At 61.6% G+C, this 16,317-nt stretch carries 13 protein-coding genes; 11 read left to right on the top strand and 2 right to left on the bottom strand.

Features of this window, described 5'->3' with window-relative positions:
• Positions 1 to 8: 8 nt before the first annotated feature.
• The gene (locus D3Y59_RS11765; RefSeq protein ID WP_205590829.1) at positions 9 to 494 is read right to left on the bottom strand and encodes a hypothetical protein; all 486 of its coding nucleotides are present in this window, start codon (positions 492 to 494) and stop codon (positions 9 to 11) included.
• 290 nt (positions 495 to 784) lie between these two features.
• Here D3Y59_RS11765 and D3Y59_RS11760 point away from each other — a divergent pair, with 290 nt between their 5' ends.
• The 3 genes from D3Y59_RS11760 (at position 785) to D3Y59_RS11750 (ending at position 4,164) form a co-directional block, all read left to right on the top strand.
• Complete coding sequence (locus tag D3Y59_RS11760; protein WP_240410342.1) at positions 785 to 3,211, top strand: heavy metal translocating P-type ATPase; 2,427 nt, start codon at positions 785 to 787, stop codon at positions 3,209 to 3,211.
• Between the two features lie 15 nt (positions 3,212 to 3,226).
• The gene (ccoS, locus tag D3Y59_RS11755; protein ID WP_119445227.1) at positions 3,227 to 3,397 is read left to right on the top strand and encodes a cbb3-type cytochrome oxidase assembly protein CcoS; all 171 of its coding nucleotides are present in this window, start codon (positions 3,227 to 3,229) and stop codon (positions 3,395 to 3,397) included.
• 122 nt (positions 3,398 to 3,519) lie between these two features.
• Positions 3,520 to 4,164, top strand: coding sequence for an REP-associated tyrosine transposase (locus tag D3Y59_RS11750; protein WP_119445226.1), 645 nt, complete (start codon positions 3,520 to 3,522; stop codon positions 4,162 to 4,164).
• Here the strand turns inward: D3Y59_RS11750 and D3Y59_RS11745 are convergent.
• On the bottom strand, positions 4,159 to 6,906 hold the full coding sequence (locus tag D3Y59_RS11745) for an alpha-L-rhamnosidase-related protein (protein WP_119446446.1): 2,748 nt from the start codon (positions 6,904 to 6,906) through the stop codon (positions 4,159 to 4,161). The genes D3Y59_RS11750 and D3Y59_RS11745 overlap by 6 nt on opposite strands.
• A 160-nt stretch (positions 6,907 to 7,066) precedes the next feature.
• Here D3Y59_RS11745 and D3Y59_RS11740 point away from each other — a divergent pair, with 160 nt between their 5' ends.
• The 8 genes from D3Y59_RS11740 (at position 7,067) to D3Y59_RS11705 (ending at position 16,266) form a co-directional block, all read left to right on the top strand.
• A complete protein-coding gene (locus D3Y59_RS11740) occupies positions 7,067 to 8,779 on the top strand; it encodes a carbamoyltransferase family protein (RefSeq protein ID WP_119445225.1) in 1,713 nt (570 codons plus the stop codon).
• Positions 8,780 to 8,868: 89 nt separating this feature from the next.
• Entirely contained in the window at positions 8,869 to 9,366 is a 498-nt protein-coding gene (locus D3Y59_RS11735) for a hypothetical protein (RefSeq protein WP_162910720.1), read from the top strand.
• A gap of 216 nt (positions 9,367 to 9,582) precedes the next feature.
• Complete coding sequence (gene ccoN, locus D3Y59_RS11730) at positions 9,583 to 11,784, top strand: cytochrome-c oxidase, cbb3-type subunit I (RefSeq protein WP_119445223.1); 2,202 nt, start codon at positions 9,583 to 9,585, stop codon at positions 11,782 to 11,784.
• A 91-nt stretch (positions 11,785 to 11,875) separates the two neighbouring features.
• Positions 11,876 to 12,076 carry a hypothetical protein gene (locus tag D3Y59_RS11725; protein WP_119445222.1) on the top strand — a complete coding sequence of 67 codons (201 nt, stop codon included), beginning with the start codon at positions 11,876 to 11,878 and terminating at the stop codon, positions 12,074 to 12,076.
• Positions 12,070 to 12,978 (top strand): cbb3-type cytochrome c oxidase N-terminal domain-containing protein, encoded by a 909-nt coding sequence (locus tag D3Y59_RS11720; protein WP_119445221.1) that lies wholly within the window; start codon positions 12,070 to 12,072, stop codon positions 12,976 to 12,978. Before D3Y59_RS11725 ends, D3Y59_RS11720 begins: the two co-directional genes overlap by 7 nt.
• 237 nt (positions 12,979 to 13,215) lie before the next feature.
• Complete coding sequence (gene ccoG / locus D3Y59_RS11715; RefSeq protein ID WP_119445220.1) at positions 13,216 to 14,631, top strand: cytochrome c oxidase accessory protein CcoG; 1,416 nt, start codon at positions 13,216 to 13,218, stop codon at positions 14,629 to 14,631.
• A 258-nt stretch (positions 14,632 to 14,889) separates the two neighbouring features.
• Positions 14,890 to 15,375 carry a FixH family protein gene (locus D3Y59_RS11710; protein ID WP_119445219.1) on the top strand — a complete coding sequence of 162 codons (486 nt, stop codon included), beginning with the start codon at positions 14,890 to 14,892 and terminating at the stop codon, positions 15,373 to 15,375.
• Positions 15,376 to 15,516: 141 nt separating this feature from the next.
• On the top strand, positions 15,517 to 16,266 hold the full coding sequence (locus tag D3Y59_RS11705; RefSeq protein ID WP_119445218.1) for a sulfite exporter TauE/SafE family protein: 750 nt from the start codon (positions 15,517 to 15,519) through the stop codon (positions 16,264 to 16,266).
• The last annotated feature ends 51 nt before the right edge of the window (positions 16,267 to 16,317 follow it).

Below are 16,317 nucleotides of genomic sequence, written 5' to 3'. Positions count from 1 at the left end.
ACGGGAAGTTAGGCAGTAACGCGGCGGTGGTCTTCGCGCCGGCGGGCCATGCGCATCAGCCAACTAAAGGCCATGCTGGCAGTGGTAACCAAGCCGATGAGTTTGGCGGCCTCCAGCACTACATACGTGAGGTGCTGGGAGTTCGGCGGGTTGGGCAAGCCGGCCAGCAGCGCGGCGGCGCGCGCATCGAGGGCGGGCAGCAGCCACAGCGTTTGGGCCAGCAAAATAACGACGAGCGTAAGCAGCCCCAGCCAAATGCGCGAAGGTACTCCCAGCACGCCGGCGCAGAGCAAGGCCACCACGCTCAGCACCAGCTCGGCCTTGTTAAGGGCGTGAAACACGATGCGGCCAATGCCCACGCCCAGCACCACGGTGATGTTGGGCGCGGTGAATTTCAGCGGAGCCTCCATAAAAGAAATGGCCGCTACCATGCCTGCCCACACAAACAGCGAGAGCACCAGCAGCAGCGAAAAAGTATGATGGGAAGGACGCATAAAACGAAAAGTAGCGTGCGGAAAGAAAGCTTTGACCAGTAGCGTGGGCTTCAGCCCGCGTTAGCCAGCACGATGTCGTTGCAGAATCAAAGATTATAGAGCAAACGCGGGCTGAACCGCAGGAAGGCGTAGCCAAGCCCACGCTACAGGCAGCCGGAACAACAACCCAAAAGTCCTGCTCGGTTCGCGGGTAGGCGCTGACTACTATCAGCCTAGGTGCCTGACATTCGTCATCTTTTACGGCACCTAGGCGGGGGAAATTTGTGCAGCCACCAGAGCTGACCAACCGCGTGAACATCACCGCTGCCCATATCCACACCCACACGGCCTGCACCCACTGCGGCGACGACTGCCCCGAGCAGCCCATTGTGCTGCACGACAAGCCGTTTTGCTGCCAGGGCTGCAAAGCCGTGTACGAGCTGCTCGAGGCCAACAACCTCTGCAACTACTACTCGATTTCGGAGGAGCACCCCGGCCAGAAAATCAAGGAAGTAGAACTGCCCGGCCGTTTCGATTACCTCGACGAGGAATCGGTGCAGGCGCAGCTGCTCAGCTTCCGCTCCGATAAGCTGGCCCGACTTACGCTTACGCTGCCGCAAATGCACTGCGCTTCGTGCATTTACCTGCTCGAGAACCTGTACAAGCTCAACCCCGGTGTGTCGGAGTCGCGCGTGAATTTCCTGCGCAAGGAAATCAGCCTGAGCTACGTGCCTTCCGAAACCTCGCTGAAGGAAGTGGTGAAGCTGCTGGCCGCCCTAGGTTACGAGCCGCAAATTACGCTGGCCGAGCTGGGCGCGCAGCCCAACCACGGCTCGCGCGCCATCTATTACAAGCTGGGCTTGGCGGGGTTCTGCTTCGGCAACGTAATGCTGCTGGCCTTCCCCGATTACCTGTCCTTCACCGACGAGCTGGCCCGCGAGTTCGGGCGCTTTTTCGGCTACATCAGCCTGCTGCTGTCGGTGCCGGTGCTGCTCTACAGCGCGCAGGATTTTTACCGCTCGGCCTGGGCCGGCATCCGGCAGCGCTACATCAACCTGGACTTTCCGATTAGCCTAGGTCTGACGGCCTTGTTCGGCGTGAGCACCTACGAGGTGCTGTCGGGCACCGGCGCCGGCTACCTTGATTCGTTCACGGGCCTCGTGTTCTTCATGCTGATCGGCAAGTGGGTGCAGCAGCGCACTTACGACGCCCTCCGCTTCGACCGCGACTTCACCTCGTACTTCCCGGTGGCCGTTACGCTGCTCACCAAGGATGGCGAGAAGTCGGTATCGGTGAAGGACCTGCAAGTGGGCCACCGCATTTTGGTGCGCAACCAGGAGGTAATTCCGGCCGATGCGATGCTGATGCGCGGCACCGGGCAAATCGACTACTCGTTTGTGTCGGGCGAATCGGTGCCGGTGGCCAAAGTAGCCGGCGAGGTGGTGTACGCCGGCGGCCGGCAAGTGGGCGAGGCCGTGGAGCTGGAGGTGGTGCGCGAGGTGTCGCAGGGCTACCTCACGCAGCTCTGGAACAACCCCACTTTCCAGAAAGCCGAAAAGCAAACCCTCGAAACCTACGCCAACAAGGTGGGGCGCTACTTTGTGGCCGCCACGCTGCTTATCGCGGCCGGTGCCGTGGCCTATTGGCTCCCGCGCGACCAGCAGATGATGTGGCGCGCGTTTACCTCGGTGCTGGTTATTGCTTGCCCGTGCGCGTTGTCGCTGGCTACGCCGTTTGCCCTGGGCAGCGCCCTCACGGCGTTTGGCCGCCGCAAGTTCTACCTGAAAAACTCGGCCGTGGCCGAAACCCTAGGTCGGGCCACCACCATTGTGTTCGACAAGACGGGTACCCTTACCGACGTAAAGCAATCGGCCGTGGAGTACCTAGGGCCCGCACTTACGCTGCGCGAGCAGCAAGCCGTAGCGGCCGTGGTGCGCCAATCAACGCACCCCCTGAGCCAGCGCCTGGCGCAGGAGCTGCCCCACAGCCCGTTTGCCGTAGCCGATTTTGTGGAAGTGCCCGGCCAGGGCCTGCGCGGCACCGTGGATGGCTTGTCGGTGAAGGTGGGTGCGGCGGCGTTCGTGGGCGCCTCGCCCACGGCGGCGCACACCTCCGAAACTTCCGACAACATGCAGTCGCGGGTGTACGTGAGCCTCAACAACGACCTAGGCGGCTGCTACATTTTCCGGAACGTGTACCGCCAAAACCTGCGCGAGGTACTCGCCGACCTCGGCACACGCTACCGCCTGGCCGTGCTCTCGGGCGACAACGACACCGAGCAGGAGCGCCTGCGCGAGCTGTTTGGACCCAAAGCCGAGCTGCGCTTCCGCCAAACCCCGCAAAACAAGCTCGACTACATTGCCGAGCTCAAGCGCCAGGGCGACACGGTAATTATGATTGGCGACGGGCTGAACGATGCCGGCGCGCTGCAGCAAGCCGATGCCGGCATTGCCCTCACCCATACGCTCAGCAACTTCTCGCCCGCCTGCGACGCCATTCTCGACGCCAGCAGCTTCGGGCAGCTCAACACCTTTCTCAAATTCACCCAGGACTGCCTGCAGGTGGTGCTGGCCACGTTTGTTCTTTCGTTTATCTACAACGGCATTGGCTTGGGCCTGGCCGTGCAGGGCAAGTTCACGCCCATCGTGTCGGCCATTCTAATGCCCATCAGTTCGCTTAGCGTGATGCTCTTTGCCACGCTGCTGGTGCGCCTGGCTGCTTACCAACGCAAACTCTAACTCTTCCCCTGAGTCATGGAAATCATCTTCGGCCTCATCACCATTTCGCTCACCGTTGCCGTGCTGTTTTTGCTGGCCTTCGTGTGGGCCGTGCGCAGCCAGCAGTACGACGATACCTACACGCCCGCCGTGCGCATGCTGTTTGAAGACAACGAAACGCAAGCCCCAACGGAGCAGCCGCAGTAGCGCGGTGTAGCGCGGACTCTGTAGTCCGCGTCCGCAGATAGTATTCTCCATCGTTCAGCCGATTAGAAGTTACTATCCGGGGACGCGGACTACAAAGTCCGCGCTACTGCGTTCAATGCTGCGTGACCGACCTGACTTATTACCAACGCAACCTGCCCCACCGGCTGCCCGCAGGCGAATCTATATTCGTCACTTTCCGCTTGGCTAGTTCGTTGCCGCGCACCGTGGTAGAGCAGCTGCGCGTTCAGTTGCGCCAAGTGCAGCAAGCCGAAAGTCGAATAGCTGCCGATGAAATGAGCAACCGGCGCAAGCGTTATTTCCGGCACTTTGACCAGTTGCTCGACCAGGCAACTACCGGCCCCATGTGGTTGTCGCGCCCCGACGTGGCGGAAGTGGTAAAAGCAAGTTTGCACCACTTTGATGGCGACGAATACGAACTGATTTGCTATTGCTTGATGCCAAACCATGTGCATATGCTCGTAAGGCTGCCTGAAAATGCACCTCCTCTGACACGAACATTGCAGCGACTGAAGGGCTACAGCGGCCGACAAGCCAATTTGCTGCTCAACCGGGAAGGCGCCTTCTGGCAACCCGAAAGCTACGACCACGTGGTGCGCAATGGCGACGAGATGCAGCGCGTTATTGCGTACGTACTGGAAAATCCCGTAAAAGCTGGACTGGTAGCCGATTGGCAAAAGTGGCCTTACAGCTACTGGCGCGATACCCAGTACGGCGTAGCGCGGGTGCGGCGCTGCACCGCGTTATAACCGCGTCAGGCGCAGCTGGTCGAGCATGGCTTGGTTTACCTCACCGTTCATGTTCTCGTTGGCCGGCTCAAAGGTGAGCGTAAGCGTATGCGTGCCTTTGCTGAACTGCGCCATCACAGGATTAGAGTACCCCCAATCCGACCACTCATCAACCCCGCGCTGCGGCAGCACCACGGTACCTAGCTGCCGCACGCCGTTGCGCAGCGTGCGAATTGCGCACTTGTTGCTGGTGTTGATGGGCCCATTGCCGTTGGCGTAGCGAAAATCGATAGCGTACAGGCCATCGGCAGGTACCTGCACGCGCACGGTTACGCGGCGGTTCTGGGTTTTGCTGATTTCGATAAAGCCTTTGCCTGCGAAGCCTTTGTAGGGCAGCTTGGCAGCCGGTGCTGAGGCCTCGAGCTCGTAGCTACGGCGAAACTTGTCAGCCTCAACGACCAGCGGCTCACTGGCGAAGCTCTCGTAACCGGCCGCATCCACGGCTAGTACCTGGTACTCGGTGTACGCGGTGGGAGCGGGTACGGCAAACTCGGTATCAGTGGTGCGGGCGGCAAACTGCCCGTTGCGCAGCACTTGGTAGGCCTTGGCACCCTCCACGGCTGGCCAGCTGAGGCGCCCGTTGCGGTAGCTCACGGCGGGCGTCATGGGCGAAACGTGGTGCGGTACTTTATTTTGGGCCGTGGCAGCGGGGGCTTCGTTGCTCAGCTCGATGCGGATGTTGTGCGTACCCGTGAGCGTACCGGGCACGGTGGCTTCGGGCAGCGGCTGGCCATCCATGGTAATGCTGCGGATGGTGCGGCCATGGCCAGTCATCTCCACGTTCAGCACGGCTTGGCGGTACTTGAAGTCGGTAAGCCGGCGGGTGCCTTGCAGCGCTTGCGGCACAAATGGCCGGAACACCAGTTTATCGGCCTGAAAGTTCATGCCGAACAGGCCTTTGTACACCAACCCTAGGTTGCCCGAGAGGCTCCAGAGCATTACGCTGCTGTTTACCTGCGTGCCGGCAAAGTCGCCGTTCGAGGCCACGAAGTTCTCCTTGTTGGTAACGAACAGCGCCGCGGGGCGCGTTACGGCCGCTATGCTTTCCATGAACGCGGTTTCGTTGCCTGCTTTGGCGGCGGCCAGGCCCCAGTAGCTCTGCACAAACGGCCACACGGCGTTGTTGTGGTACGGCGGAATGCCGGCAATTTGTGGGTATATGCACGGAATGCCGTACGCCATTACGGGAGTACGCTGCACCGCAGTAGCCTGGCGCTCGGTCGGCGCCACATCGAACAACACGCTTAGGGCAGCACCTAGGGCCTCGGCCCGCGGCGAAAGGGTTTTGTAGGTGCGGCCGTACAGGTACTGGCCGTAGTAGCCCTTTTCTGCCTGCCACAGGTGCTCGTTTATGCCCCCGCGAATGCGCTCGGCCAACTTGCTGAAGCGCACAGCGTCGCCATCTTCTTTAAGCAGCTGGGCCATGTGCGAGAGCACCGTGTTGGCTTGCGCGTGCACGGCATTGGTGCCTAGGTTCTCCGACTCGTAAATGTCGGCGGGCTGCATCCACTTGGGGTAGGTTTGTTCGCGCCAATCCAGGAACGACGACTCGCCGCGCACCAAGCCGGTTTGGGCGTCGTAGGCGTTCGGCACGTCGTCTTCGATGGACTTTTTGATAATGGGGTACACCTTGCGCAGCCAGGCTTCGTCGCCGGTGGTCAGGTAAATTTCCCAGGCAGCCACGGCCCAAATCATGCGGTCGGTGGAGCAGGGGTAAGCGCCGCCCGTACCGGTGTCCTGAATGATGCGGCCATCGGGCGTAACCTTGCGCATGAGGCTGGTTTTGGCCACTTCAGGCTGCAGCAAAGCCTGCGACAGAATGATGCTGTAGCTGATGTCGCGCGTCCAGACACCGGCCCACTCTTGGCCGGTGCGGAAAGTGCCGTCGGGCTCCACGGCGCGCTTAGCTTCTTCAATGCTCAGGTTGTAAACGGCATCAAAGAGCGGGTAGTCCGACTGGTACTGCGGAAACCCCGACACGTCGAGGCTCTGCTTCCACTGCTTGGCGGTGGTTTTGGCGTCGGAGTGGGCGTTCAGCACCACCGTGGTTTCGTAAATGCCGTCGCCGTCGGGGTCTTTCAGCTCCAGTTGCGGCTTGTTGATGAGGTTGTCGAAGTCCCAGCTCAGGGGCGTGGTGTTGCCGGCCACGTGCACGTGCTTTAAGTCGTCTTTGTAAAGCTTCTGGCCGTTGTAAAGCTGGTAATAGCCTTGTTTCTGGAACGAAGCAAGCACGGGGCGCATGTCCAGCCGAATCTTGAGCGGGGTGTTCGGAGCCAGATAGGTGTTGGCCGGCACGGGCATTTTGTCCACGTACTGCTGCCCGAACACGATTACCGGCGTTTCGAGCGCGGCACCGCCGGCCCTGGGTACGGCCACCAACACGTGGTCCTGGCCAGGCTGCATCTCGTTGTCTTTGCCGTTGAGGCTGAACTTGAAGCTGACCTGCGGGCTCTGAAATTCGTTGGCCGGGCTTCGGTAGTTCGATGCCAGCTCGGTGCGCGACACCGCCCGCGCCACGTGCTTGCCCTGCACCACCGAATCGGGGTAAAGCGCGTACGCCTCCGATTGCCAAATGGGCCGCGCCGGCGCAGGCACCAACGCATTGGAGGAAGCAGAGGAAGAGGTAGTTGCTTTCGGCATGTGGCACGAACCCAGCAGACCTAGGGCCAGCAAAAAGTGCGGAGAACAGAAACGGTGGCGCATAAAGGCAAAGTAACGTGCTTTTAAGGCGCGCAGCTGCGGTATACGGCGGCCGGCCAACGGGGCCAAGCATAGCCCGGCGAGCAGGTAGCCGGGCCACCCAAGCCGGCAGCGTTGCACAACCGCTATTTTTGGCTGCTCCTACGCCCTTCAGCCCGCCCGTATGCACCGCGTCATCCTAGGTATCAATTGCAGTGGTTTTCACTCCTCGGCCTGCCTGCTCGATGCCCAAGGGCGGGTGCAGTTTGCCATTGCCGAGGAGCGGCTCTCGCGCCAAAAGCAGGATAAATCCTTCCCAAGGCGCGCCATTCAGTACTGCTGCGAGGCGGCGGGCCTGCGGGTGCAGGAGGTCACCGATGTGTTTGTGGGCTGGAACCCAGCCGCCTTCCTAGGGCAATCGGGCCAAACGCTGGCCGATGCTTTCCAGAACCGCGGCAAACTGGCGCAGCTCACCGTGCAGGAGCTGGCCGCCATGCAAGGCGATGCGCACCACCTAGGGCAAACGCTGCTGCGCGCGGGCGGCCACCAAACGCGCATTCACTACGTTAATCACCACCACGCGCACTTGGCCAACGCCTTGGTTCCCTCGGGCTTTGCCGAAGCCGACTTCTTCGTTGCGGATGGCTTTGGCGAAACCACCACCGGGCTGGTTGGCACCGCCGATGCGCACGGCCTGCACGAGCTGGCCGCCAACCGCACGCCGCACTCCCTAGGTTTGTTCTACGCCGCTTTCACCGACTTCCTGGGCTTCCGGCCCAACAGCGACGAGTGGAAGATTATGGCCCTGGCTGCCCGCGGCAACCCCAATACGTACTACGAGCAGCTCCGTCCGCTGATCACGGTAACGGGGCTGCATTTCGAGCTCGACCTGCGCTACTTCGAGTTCTTCCTGTTTTTCACGCCGCGCTACTTCTCGCCTAAACTCGAGGCGTTGCTTGGCCCGGCCGTGGCACCCGGCGCCGAGCTCACCCAGCGCGAGTACGACATTGTGGCCGCCGTGCAGCGCATTACCGAGGAGGTGGTGTTTGAACTCCTGAACAATCTGCAAGCCCAAACCGGTCGGCGCCGCCTGGTGCTCGGTGGTGGCGTGCTCATGAACTCGGTGCTGAACGGCAAGTTGCGCCAGCATACCCGCTACGCCGAGGTGTACATCGGCGGCTCGCCCGACGATACCGGCATCAGCGTGGGCAGCGCCCTCTACGGCCGGCACTTTGTGCTGTGCGAACCCAGGGCTGCGCACCCCGAGCCTGCTCGCCACAACTTTTTCGGGCGCGCGTACGCCGAGGCCGAACTGGAGGCCGAGCTGCAGCGCCGCAAGCTGCGCTACGAGCGGCCCGCCAGCATCACCGGCGCCACGGCCGAGCTGCTGCACCAAGGGCAGGTGCTGGGCTGGTTCCAGGGCGCGGCGGAGTTTGGGCAGCGGGCCCTAGGTCACCGGAGCATTTTGGCCGACCCCACCCGCCCCGACATGAAAGCCCGGGTAAACGCCAGCATTAAGTACCGCGAAGCCTTCCGGCCGTTTGCGCCCGCCGTACCGGCCGAGCACCAGCACGCATACTTCGAGCTACCCGACGGCGAAACGGCTTATTTCATGGAAAAGGTGTTCCGGCTGAAGCCGGACGCCCAGCGCTGCCTGCCCGCCGTAACCCACGACGACGGCACCGGCCGCCTGCAAACCGTGCTGGCCGCCGACAATGCCCTCTTTCATGAGTTGTTGCTGACGTTCGGCCAGTTGAGCGAAGTGCCTGTGTTGCTCAACACCTCCTTCAACCTCAACGGCATGCCCCTGGTCGAGTCGCCGGCCGATGCCTTGGATTGCTACCTGCAATCGGGGCTCGATGCGCTGGCGCTGGGGCCCTTTCTGCTCCGGAAGTAAACGGCACCTAGGGCAAGCGCCCAGGTGCCGCACGCCATCCTTTGGCCGGAAGGCCGCGTTTAAAGCAGTTCATCCAAACTGCCTTGATTATGAGTGGTAACCGTTCAACTGTATTCTGGCAAACGCTGGGCCTAGGTGCTTTGGCCGGGCTGCGCAGCATGTCGGCGCCGGCCATGCTTAGCCACGTATTGCATAAGCATCCGTCGGGCCGATTGGCTGCCTCGCCGCTCGGCTGGTTTCAATCGGGTAAAGCGGCCAACCTGCTGAAGGTGATGGCCGGCGGAGAAATGCTGGGCGATAAGCTGCCCAACATGCCCGACCGCACCATTGCACCCATTTTGGGCGGCCGCATTTTGTCGGGGGCGCTGGTGGGCGGCGTTATGTTCAAGCTCGGCCGCAACAGCTTGTGGCAAGGCGCGCTGTTGGGGGCGGCTGCGGCCGTAGCCAGCAGCTACGGGGCGCTGTACTTGCGCAAAGCTGCCTCGCGCAACACCCCCGTTAAAGAGCCCTGGACGGGCGTGGTTGAAGACGCCATAACGCTAGCCAGCGGCACGGCCCTGCTCAAGGGCCACACGCCCGGCCACTAACCAACCAAGGCTCATACCTACCTAGGGATTTTGCTGTATGGCCAACGGCGCCGCCTGCTACCTGCAGGCGGCGCCGTTGCGTTTAGTACCACTGCCAAGTGCGTTTGGCTGGCAGCTGGGGCTGACATCTATCAGGCACGGTGTCTGACTTTCGTCATCTTTTCGCGGTCGGGGTTTGGGGAGCTTTGTAACACTCAAAACAACCCGTTTCGCGCTATGGCTGTGCTGGTCCAAGCGAAACCGCCCCAAGAGCTGCAAAAAGCATCGAAGGCCGTTCTCGCATCGTTTTACGACAACAAAATCGTCCGCAATTTCGGCATTGCTACCGTCTTCTGGGGCATTGCCGGCATGCTGATCGGGGTAATTGCCGCCTTCCAGCTGGCCCGCCCCGAGCTCAACATGGGTACGCCCTACACCACGTTCGGCCGTATCCGCCCCTTGCACACCAATGCCGTGATTTTCGCCTTCGTGGGCAACGGCATTTTCATGGGGGTGTATTACTCCTTGCAGCGTTTGTGCAAAACGCGCATGTTCTCCGATCTGCTGAGCAAAATCCACTTCTGGGGTTGGCAGCTCATCATCGTATCGGCCGTGGCTACGCTGCCGCTGGGCTATACCTCCTCCAAGGAGTACGCCGAGCTGGAGTGGCCCATCGACATCGCCATTACCCTGATCTGGGTAGTGTTCGGCTGGAACATGTTCGGCACCATTGCCCGCCGCAAAGAGAAACACCTGTACGTCGGCATCTGGTTTTACATCGCCACGTTCCTGACGGTGGCCGTGCTGCACATCGTCAACTCGCTGGCCATTCCGGTGTCGTTTATGAAGAGCTACTCGCTCTACGCCGGGGTGCAGGATGCGCTGGTGCAGTGGTGGTACGGCCACAACGCGGTGGCCTTCTTCCTGACCACGCCTTACCTGGGCCTGATGTACTACTTCCTGCCGAAAGCGGCAGACCGCCCGGTGTACTCGTACCGCCTCTCGATTATCCACTTCTGGTCGCTGATCTTCATTTACATCTGGGCCGGTCCGCACCACTTGCTGTACACCTCCCTGCCCGACTGGGCCCAATCCCTAGGTGTGGTGTTCTCGGTTATGCTGATTGCACCCTCGTGGGGCGGCATGATCAACGGCCTGCTCACCTTGCGCGGCGCCTGGGATAAAGTGCGCGAAGAGCCCATCCTGAAGTTTATGGTGGTGGCTATCACCGCCTACGGCATGGCCACTTTCGAGGGGCCCATGCTCTCGCTGAAGAACGTAAACGCCATTGCCCACTTCACCGACTGGATTGTAGCCCACGTACACGTTGGCGCCCTGGGCTGGAACGGTTTCCTCACCTTCGCCGTGCTTTACTGGTTGTGGCCCCGCCTGTACCAAACCCCGATGCACTCGCGCAAGCTGGTGAACACCCACTTCTGGCTCGGCACCCTGGGTATCCTGTTCTACGCCATCCCGATGTACTGGGCCGGCTTCACGCAGGGCCTGATGTGGAAGCAGTTCAACGACGAGGGCATGTTGCAGTACGCCAACTTCCTCGAAACCGTGATGCAGATTGTACCCATGTACTACCTGCGCGGCATCGGCGGGGTGCTCTACCTGAGCGGCGTGTTCCTGATGGTGTACAACCTCTACAAAACCGCCAAAGCCGGCTCGCTGCTGGCCAACGAGAAGTTCCACGCCCCGGCCGTAATCGACAACGAACACAGCCACGAAGGCGGCCACTGGCACCGCTGGATAGAGCGCCGCCCCGTGCAGCTCAGCATCTGGGCTACGGTAGCCATCCTGATCGGCGGTGCGGTAGAAATGGTGCCCACCTTCCTCATCAAGAAAAATGTGCCCACCATTGCCTCCGTCAAGCCCTACACCTCGCTCGAGCTCGAAGGCCGCGACATCTACATCAAAGAAGGCTGCGTGAACTGCCACACCCAGATGGTGCGCCCCTTCCGCTCCGAAACCGAGCGCTACGGCGAGTACTCCAAAGCCGGCGAGTTCGTGTACGACCGGCCCTTCCTGTGGGGCTCGAAGCGCACCGGCCCCGATTTGCACCGCCTCGGAGGCAAGTACCCGCACTCGTGGCACTACAACCACATGATGGACCCCACCAGCATGTCGCCGGGCTCGATTATGCCGCCTTACCCCTGGTTGTTCGAAAACCAAACCGACTACACGCAAACCGCCGACAAGATTGCCGCCCTGCGTAAGCTCGGCACGCCTTACCCCGCCGGCTACGAGCAAGTGGCCGTGCAGGACGCCGAAAAGCAAGCGGCCGGCATTGTGGCCGAGTTGGCCAAGGAGGACATCAAGGTGAAATCGGACAAGGAAATCGTGGCGCTGATTGCCTACCTGCAACGCCTCGGTACCGACATCAAAGTAAAAGAAGACCAGGCTGCTGCCTCGGCTGTAGCCGCCGCTGAATAACTCAACTGGCCCCGGGCGGGGTGCCCCTCGCAACACGTGCTGGAAACACTTGCCGGCACCCCGCCCCTAAAGCCTCTATAGGTCTAGCGTTATGTACAAGAACGTCCTTCAGGCAATCAGCGGAATCGAAATCTACCCGCTTATTTCCTTCGTCATTTTCTTTCTCTTCTTCCTGGCCCTGCTGGTGTATGTGTGCGTGGTTAGCCGCGAGCATATCCAGGCCATGAAGCACATCCCGCTGCAGGCCGACGACGCCGCGCAAGCCCAACCGGAAGGAGGTGTGCTATGCTAACGCGCCGCTGGTACCTAGGCACGCTGCTCGCGCTGAGCAGCCTTTTCACCGGCTCGGCCGCCGTGGCGCAGGAAGCTACCGCCGCCGCTGCCGAAGCCGCCAATCCCGCCGCCGAAAGCGGCGCCAGCCTCGGGGCCATGCTCTGGCTGATGGGCGGCCTCACCGCGCTGATCATCTTTGTGCTGTTGATGCTGTTTGCCCTGCTGTGGCAAATGCGCCCCTTGCTGCAGAAGGTTTACGAGATAGAAACCATCCGCGAATCGTGGTACGGCCGCGCCCTGGGCCTGTTTTTGGGCGACACGGTGGGCCTGACGGGCACGTACAAAGAAGACGTGATGGCCGGCCACGACTACGACGGCATCACGGAGTACGACAACGACCTGCCGCCGTGGTGGAAGTACGGCTTCTACGTTACCATCGTATTCGGCATTGCTTACTTCGTGCACTATCACGTGTCGGAAACCGGCCAGCTGAGCGACGCCGAGTACCAACACGAAATGGCCGAAGCCGCCATGCTGGCCGCCAAAATGGGTGCCAACGACGACCCCAACAAGCCCACCGACTACAAAACCCTGACGGCCGCCGCCGACATCGAAGCCGGTAAGGCCGTGTTCGCCCAAAACTGCGCCGCTTGCCACGGCCAAGCCGGCGAGGGCAAAGTAGGCCCCAACCTCACCGACGAGTACTGGCTGCACGGCGGCGAGGTGAATAAGGTGTACAAAACCGTGAAGTACGGCGTAACCACCAAGGGCATGGTAGCCTGGAAAGGCAAGCTCTCGAGCAAGCAAATGCTGCAGGTGTCGTCGTACATCCTGAGCATTCAGGGCACCAACCCGGCCAACGCCAAGGCCCCGCAAGGCGAGAAGGAAGCCGCCAGCGGCAAGCCCGTAGCTAAGCTGTAGCACGCACCAACTGCCCGCAGCGGGCACCCTTCTCCCCGCTGTTCATCCGACATCCGCTCACAGCACAGCCCCGCGTTCGGATGAGCCGCCAGCCCTAGGTTGGCGGCGGGCCTTTTGGGGAGTGTGCAACGGCCAGGGCAAAATGCCCGGCCACGCCTGGCCTGCCGCAGGCCGACGGAATGTGTAGCCGATAACGCCCTAGGTGCTTGCCGCGCCGTGGGGCTCCCGTACCCGAAGATGAACCCCGTCGCCACCAAACCCGCCGCTGCCGAGTCGTTCCGCGACTCTATCTCGACGATCGACGCCGAAGGCAAGCGCGTATGGCTTTTCCCGAAGAAACCCAGCGGCAAGCTGTACAACGCCCGCAAGTGGGTAAGCTACGGCCTGCTCACGCTGCTTTTTGCCGGCCCCTGGCTGCGCCTCAACGATTTGCCCGTGCTGATGCTCAACGTGGTTGAGCGCAAGTTTATCATCATGGGCCAAATCTTCTGGCCGCAGGATTTCTTTATCCTGCTGCTGGGCTTCATGGCCTTTATCCTGTTCATCATCCTATTTACGGTGGTGTACGGGCGCATTTTCTGCGGCTGGGTGTGCCCCCAGACCATCTTCATGGAAATGGTGTTCCGCCGCGTCGAGTACTTCTTCGAGGGCGACGCGCCGCAGCAAAAAGCCCTTGCCAAAGCCGACTGGACGTGGAACAAAATCTGGCGCCGCACGGGCAAGCACAGCGTGTTCCTGCTCATCTCGTTTCTGATTGCCAATACCTTCCTGGCCTACATCATCGGCTCGGAGGCCTTGGTCGAAATCGTGACCGACTCGCCCCTCAACCACCTAGGCGGCCTCAGCTCGATGGTCGTCTTCACGGGCGTGTTCTACGCGGTGTTTGCCCGGTTTCGGGAGCAGGTGTGCACCATTGCCTGCCCCTACGGCCGCTTGCAGGGCGTAATGCTCGATAAGAACACCATTACTGTAGCCTACGACTACGGCCGCGGCGAGCCGCGCGAAAAGCTGCGCAAAAACCAGGAGCGCAAAGCCGGCGACTGCATCGACTGCAAACAGTGCGTGCAGGTGTGCCCCACGGGCATCGACATCCGCAACGGCGCCCAGCAAATGGAGTGCATCAACTGCACGGCGTGCATTGATGTGTGCAACTCCATTATGGATTTGATTGAGAAGCCGCACGGCCTCATTCGCCTCGACTCGGAGGCGCACATCGAGGCCGGTACCAAGTTCAAGGTTACGGGCCGGATCAAGGCTTACACCGCCGTGCTGCTGCTGCTGGTTGGCGTGATGGTGGGCCTGCTGGTAACGCGCTCCAACGTAGATGCCACCGTGCTGCGCACCCCCGGCCAGCTGTACCAAAAAACCGAGCGCGGCACCGTTACCAACCTCTACAACATCTCGGTTATCAACAAAACCAACAAAGCCATGCCCATCGAGGTGCGCGTGCTCGAGCCCGCCGACGGCTCGGTGAAGCTGGTGGGCCAAAACGGCCTGAAGCTGCCCGCTCAGGGCATGGTGGAAGGGGTGTTTTTCGCCGAGCTGCCCACCGCCGCGCTCACGCGCACCAGCAACCAAATCCGCATCGGGGTGTACAGCGGCGGCCAACTGATAACCGAAGAAAAAACCAAGTTTTTGGCTCCGGTGCAGTAAGCGGTTTTCTTATCTGTCATCCTGAGCCCAAGCGAAGGACCTTATCACGCCAGCCCGGTTGCGCCTAGGTGATGATGCCGCGCGAGGCCGAGGCAACTGGCGCACCAAAGACATAGCGTCTACTCTTCTCCGTAGGAGAGGGGCGAGGTTCGCCGACCCAGGCGCATCGTTCAAGCGTGAGAAGGTCCTTCACTCCGCTTCGTCTCTGCTTGATGCGCAGAATGTTCAGGATGACAGCTGTAAATTACTCCTCCCCTCATGACCTCCCTCACCGTGAATAAACCCGCTCCACAACGCAGCCTCTGGCCCTACGCCATCGTTGCCGCCTTCGTGCTGTTTGCCCTGTTTATCGGCTACATGGTTAAGCAGGCCATGAGCACGCAGGTCGACCTCGTCAGCAAGGACTATTACCAGCAGGAGCTGCGCCACCAGCAACGCATGGATGCCGTGGCGCGCACCAACGCCCTGCCCGGCGCCGTTGACGTAGCCTTCGACGCGGCTACCGACGAGCTGACCCTGCAGCTGCCCGCCAACTTGGCTGGCCAACAGGCCACCGGCAAGGTGCAGTTCTTCCGGCCCTCCGACCAGACGCTCGACTTTGCCGTGCCCTTGCAAGCCGATGCCACCGGCACGCAGCGCCTGAGCACGGCCAAGCTCAAGCCGGGCTACTGGCGCATCCGCCTCGATTTTGAGGCTGCCGGCCAAGCGTATTTTGTGGAGAAAAATATCACCGTCGCGAACTGATTTTCGTCATGGTTGCCTGCCGAGGTGCTAGCGAACTTGCCTTCGCTAGCACCTCGGTGCGTTTTGGCCAAACCGCTGACGCCGCCCACTACCCAGGTAGTAGCGCATCAGCTCATTCAATCACATTAGCACATAAGCCCCATGCTCTGGGCAGGTTTTCTTTTTGGGCTTCTGGGCAGCTTCCACTGCGTGGGCATGTGCGGCGCCATTGCGCTGGCCTTGCCGGGCGCGGGGCAGGGGGGCAGCCGCTACGTGGTGGGCCGCGTGCTCTACAACCTAGGGCGCGTAAGCACCTATGCCACGCTCGGGGCCCTGGCCGGGCTGGTGGGGCAGTCGCTGCGGGTGGCGGGGGTGCAGCAGGGCCTTTCCATTGCCTCGGGCCTGCTGATTTTGCTGCTCGTGGCCGTGCCGGAGCGCTACACCGGCCGGGCGGCCGCTGCTCTGGGCCTCGACCGCGTGCTGGTCCGCCTGAAGCAAACCCTGGCTTACTTTTTTCAGCGCCCTTCCCTGAGTGCGTTGTACATGAGCGGCGTGCTGAATGGCTTGCTGCCCTGCGGCCTAGTGTACCTGGCCCTGGCCGGCGCCCTGAGCGCGCCCGGCGTGGGCGGGGCCGCCATATACATGGCCTTGTTTGGCCTGGGGACGCTGCCGCTCATGCTGGCTTTGTCGCTCACGGGGCGGCTGGTGCCGCTGCAGTGGCGCGCCCGGCTGCGGCAGGCCGTGCCGGTGGTGGCCACGGCCATGGCGGTGCTGTTTATTGTGCGCGGGCTGGGGCTGGGCATTCCGTACCTGAGCCCGCAGGTGGCCAACGGCCAGCCGGCCAGCTACCACCCAGCCGCCGGCCACGCGCCGGCCACCATTTCGGTTTGCCACGCAGCCCCGGCCAAGTAGCCGGTGCTTTTTTCTCTCTCGATACCTACGCTTTTCCCTAGCCGCTCCGCC

The sequence above is a fragment of the Hymenobacter oligotrophus genome, assembly GCF_003574965.1.
Lineage (GTDB): Bacteria > Bacteroidota > Bacteroidia > Cytophagales > Hymenobacteraceae > Solirubrum > Solirubrum oligotrophum.
This window is presented reverse-complemented; position numbering and strand designations above follow the sequence as displayed.